The sequence below is a fragment of the Bradyrhizobium genomosp. III genome, from assembly GCF_000261705.1.
Taxonomy (GTDB): domain Bacteria; phylum Pseudomonadota; class Alphaproteobacteria; order Rhizobiales; family Xanthobacteraceae; genus Bradyrhizobium; species Bradyrhizobium ottawaense.
On sequence record NZ_AJQF01000435.1, the window covers coordinates 1 to 4364 of the forward strand.

At 65.9% G+C, this 4364-nt stretch carries 4 protein-coding genes; 2 read left to right on the forward strand and 2 right to left on the reverse strand.

Annotated elements, in window-relative coordinates; genetic code table 11:
- Positions 1-1138, reverse strand: a 1138-nt coding sequence (locus IC66_RS0134635) for a stimulus-sensing domain-containing protein (RefSeq protein WP_038950719.1), incomplete at its 3' end; no start/stop codon positions are given.
- A 118-nt stretch (positions 1139-1256) separates the two neighbouring features.
- Positions 1257-1958, reverse strand: coding sequence for a response regulator transcription factor (locus IC66_RS0134640; protein WP_008542552.1), 702 nt, complete (start codon positions 1956-1958; stop codon positions 1257-1259).
- 241 nt (positions 1959-2199) lie between these two features.
- On the opposite strand from IC66_RS0134640, the gene IC66_RS0134645 reads away from it, so the two are divergent.
- Positions 2200-2934: a HugZ family pyridoxamine 5'-phosphate oxidase gene (locus tag IC66_RS0134645; RefSeq protein ID WP_038950720.1), complete on the forward strand. Its 735-nt coding sequence runs from the start codon at positions 2200-2202 to the stop codon at positions 2932-2934.
- A gap of 78 nt (positions 2935-3012) precedes the next feature.
- On the forward strand, positions 3013-4364 hold a 1352-nt coding region (locus IC66_RS0134650; RefSeq protein ID WP_038950721.1), incomplete at its 3' end, for a tetratricopeptide repeat protein.

A 4364-nucleotide genomic window follows, 5' to 3' on the forward strand; every position in this document is an offset into this window, starting at 1 on the left:
TCAGCGGATTCTTCAATTCGTGGGCGACGTCGGCGGCGAACATCTCGATCGCCTCGATGCGGCTGTAGAGCGCGCTCGTCATGTCGCGCAGGGCGCCGGAGAGATGACCGATCTCGTCGCGGCGGCGGGTGAAATCGGGGATCTCGATGCGGGCCTTGATGCGGCGGCGGACGCGCTCGGCGCTGTCGGCAAGCCGGCGCACGGGCCCGGCGATCGTGCTCGCAAGCAGCAGCGACAGCATGATCATGACGGCGGCCGCGACGCCGCCGACTTTCAGGATGGCGAGGCGTTCGGCAGTGACCATCTGGTCGATGTCGTCGCCTTGCGTCGACAGCATCAGCGCGCCGTGGATCGCGCGCGAGCGCAGCACCGGGACCGCGACCGAGACGATCACCTCGCCGCGGGCATTGACCCGCACCATCGAGCGTTTCTGGCCCTGGAGCGCATCGCCCACTTCGGCATAGCCGTTGCCGTTCTCGGGGCCGAGCTCGCGATAGAGCGGCAGGTCGCCGCGGTTCAGCCAGGTGCGCACCGCGACCATGCCGCGCTCGACGAAGCCGGGCTTCTCCGCCGGCGGCGGCAGGTCGAGGCGCAGCACGTTTTCGAGGTTGCGGCTGTCGAGCAGCAGGCTGCCGTTCGGATCGTAGATGCGGGCGCGCGTCTTGGTCGGCGAGATCAGCGTGCGCAGCACCGGCGCCACGCGCTCCGGATTGATCGGGAAGTCCAGCGGCGAGTACTCGTCCGAGCCGCCATAGGTCTCGCCCGGCTTGAGGTCGAGCAGCCGGTCGGGATCGATGGTGATGGCGTTGGTCTGCACCGTGGCGGAGGCCGCGATCGCGCCGGCGATGATCTCGGCCTGCACCAGGAGGCTCTGCGCCCGCGCGTCGATCAGTCCGGCGCGGAATTGCGACAGATACAGGATGCTCGCCACCAGCGCGACGAGGCCGGCGAGATTGAGCGAGACGATGCGGCGGGTCAGGCTGGAGAAGGACAGCGCGAAGAAGAATTGCCCGGCGCGCTTGAGCCAGTTCAGCGGTCGGAAGCCCTGCGGCTTGTCTTCGGCAAATTGCTCCGGAACGCCGTCGGATGTGATCTCCCCGGCGCTCTGGTTCTCGTCAGGCTGCGTTCGGTCAAGCAATGCTTACGCCCGCGTTAGGACAGCTCGTGGCAATGGTCCCCGCATCCTAGAGCCATCCCGGTCCCGATGAAATCAGAACCGGCGATGCTCTCAGTCTTTCGTGAAGGCGCCTCGCGCCTCAGGCTTCCTTGAAGCGGTAGCCGACGCCGTACAGCGTCTCGATCATCTCGAACTCGTTGTCGACCACCTTGAACTTCTTGCGCAGCCGCTTGATGTGGCTGTCGATGGTGCGGTCGTCGACATAGACCTGGTCGTCATAGGCCGCGTCCATCAGCGCGTTGCGGCTCTTCACCACGCCGGGCCGGGTCGCGAGCGCCTGCAGGATCAGGAATTCCGTGACGGTCAGCGTCACCGGCTCGTTCTTCCAGGTGCAGGTATGCCGTTCCGGATCCATGCGCAGCAGGCCGCGGTCGAGCGCCTTGGCGTCGTTCTCCTTCGGCGCGACGGTCGGGTCCTTCGGCGCCGAGCGGCGCAGCACCGCCTTGACGCGCTCGACCAGGAGACGCTGCGAGAACGGTTTGCGGATGAAATCGTCGGCGCCCATCTTGAGGCCGAACAGCTCGTCGATCTCCTCGTCCTTGGAGGTCAGGAAGATCACCGGCAGGTCGGACTTCTGCCTGAGCCGGCGCAGCGTCTCCATGCCGTCCATGCGCGGCATCTTGATGTCGAGGATGGCGAGATCGGGCTGGGTGGTGCGGAAACCGTCAAGCGCGGAAGCGCCGTCGGTGTAGGTCATGATGCGGTAGCCTTCGGCTTCCAGCGCGATCGAGACGGATGTGAGAATGTTGCGGTCGTCGTCGACCAAAGCGATTGTGGGCATGAGCCTCTGCTTTCTGCTTTCCGTTTGGGTCGTGGCTTGAAACGGCGAGCAATCCACTGATGCGCCGCATACATGGGTGCCGATGTCGGCGTTCGAACCTTGTCACCGAGCAATGCAAGCTGGGCTGAAGTGTGACCAAGTTCCACGAAACGCGGCAGATTCGCCGCATGTCGACCCATAACCAGGCCCCCGTTTACCCGAAAAAAGGCCTCCCTTGCAACCACCTGAGCCGAGAAAGCCGATGCAACCGACCCCTGATTTCGACCCCGCAAAGCTCGCCAAATCCCTGCTGCGGCGATCGCGGCAGGGGGCGCTGGCAACTCTCATGGCCGGCAGCGGCGACCCCTATTGTTCCCTGGTCAATCTGGCCAGCCATCCCGACGGTTCCCCCATCCTGCTGATCTCGGGCCTCGCCGTGCATACAAGGAACCTTCTCGCCGACAGCAGGGTCTCCCTGATGCTGGACGAGCGGGCGGCGGGCGATCCGCTGGAAGGCGCCCGGATCATGCTGTCCGGCCGGGCGGAGCAGGCTGATGCCGCGAGGGATTTGCTCCAGCGACGTTATCTCAATGCGCATCCGTCGGCGGAAGGCTTTGTTTCCTTTAAGGATTTCTCTTTTTTCCGGATCCGCCCCACGGGAACTCATCTGGTCGCCGGCTTCGGCCGGATCGTCGATCTCAAGCCCGCCCAGTTCCTCACGGACCTCTCCGGCGCCGAAGATCTGCTGGCAGCGGAGGAGGGGGCGGTCGCGCATATGAATGCCGATCATCGCGACGCCATGGGCCTCTATGCGACAAAGCTCCTTGGCGCTGCCGCGGGGGACTGGCGCTGCACCGGCTGCGATCCGGAAGGCCTCGATATGCAGGACGGCCAGACCGCGCTGCGGCTGGACTTCCCGGAGCGGGTGACGGACGGCACGTCGCTGCGCAAGATGCTGGTCCGCCTCGCTGGCGAAGCGCGCATGAAGATGGACTAGAACGCAACAATTTGAACGCCGCGACCCATCGCTGCGACCCAAGACGGTCAGGTCTCAAGGCTCGCAGCGAGAGGGTTCATGGCGCGTCGTCGTTTGGCATTGGCTGCGGGTCTGGCGCTGGCGATCACCACGTCGCTTGCCACGCCCGGCCTTGCCCAGAAGAGCGATCTGTCGGCGCAGAGCGGGCGCATCAATGCGCTCCGGAGCGCCGGCAAATATTCGGAGGCGCTGCCGCTGGCGCAGGCCATGGTGGCCTCGCTCGAGAAGACCAGCAACAACCGCGACCTCGCCGCGGCGCTCAACAATCTCGGGCAGATTTACGCCGACCAGGGCCACGACGATCAGGCCGAGCCGCTCTACAAACGCGCCATCGCGCTGATGGAGAAGGGGACCGGTCAGGGCAGCGTCGAGATTGCGCCGCTCCTGAACAATCTCGCCGCGCTCTATCAGCGGCAGAGCCGCTTCACCGAAGCCGAACCGCTGTTCAAGCGTGCGCTGGCCGTTCGCGAAAAGGCGCTGTCGCGCGAGCATCCCGATGTCGGCCAGGCCCTGAACAATCTCGCCACGCTCTACGTGAAGCAGGAGCATTTTGCCGACGCCGAGCCGCTGTTTCAGCGGGCTCTCGCGATCTATCAGAAGGCCGCCGGGCCCGAGCATCCCGCGGTTGCCACCGTCCTGAACAATCTCGGCCAGGTCGATCGCGACCTCAACCGCGACGCGGATGCCGAAGCGCCGATCAAGCGCTCGCTCGCGATCCGCGAAAAGGTGCTGGGCCCGGATCATCCCGACGTGGCGCGCTCGCTCAACAATCTCGCCGGGCTCTACGAGCACCAGCAGCGCTATGCCGAGGCCGAGCCGCTCTATCGCCGCGCGCTTGCCATCCGCGAGCGGGCGCTCGGGGTGGATCATCCCGATGTCGTGACCTCGACCAGCAATCTCGCTTATTTCCTTCAGGTGTCAGGCCGCACCGCCGAGGCCTTGCCGTTTGCGCAGAAGACGCTTGCCGCCAACCGCGCGCAGCTGCGCACCGTGCTGCCGGTTCTGTTCGCTGCGCGCCAGCAAACTTTGCTGCCCGGCGACGGAGCGCTCGATGACGCGCTCGGCGCGATCCAGCGCGGCACGCAATCTTCCGCCGCCTCTGCCGTGAACAAGCTCGCGGTGCGATTGGCCGCCGGCAGCGATCGGCTCGCCGAGCTGGTGCGTCGGGATCAGGATCTCGCGGCCGAGGCCGAGGCGCTCGACAAGGCGATCATCACCGCGGTGTCGAAGCAATCGGCGCAGCGGGACGTCGCGGCCGAGCAGCGCAGCCGCGCGCGGATCGTTGCGATTGCAAGCGAACGCGCGGGGCTGCAAAAGTCGCTCACGCTCGAGTTTCCCGACTACGCCTCGCTCTCCAACCCGCTGCCGCTGGCGGTGAAGGACATCCAGCC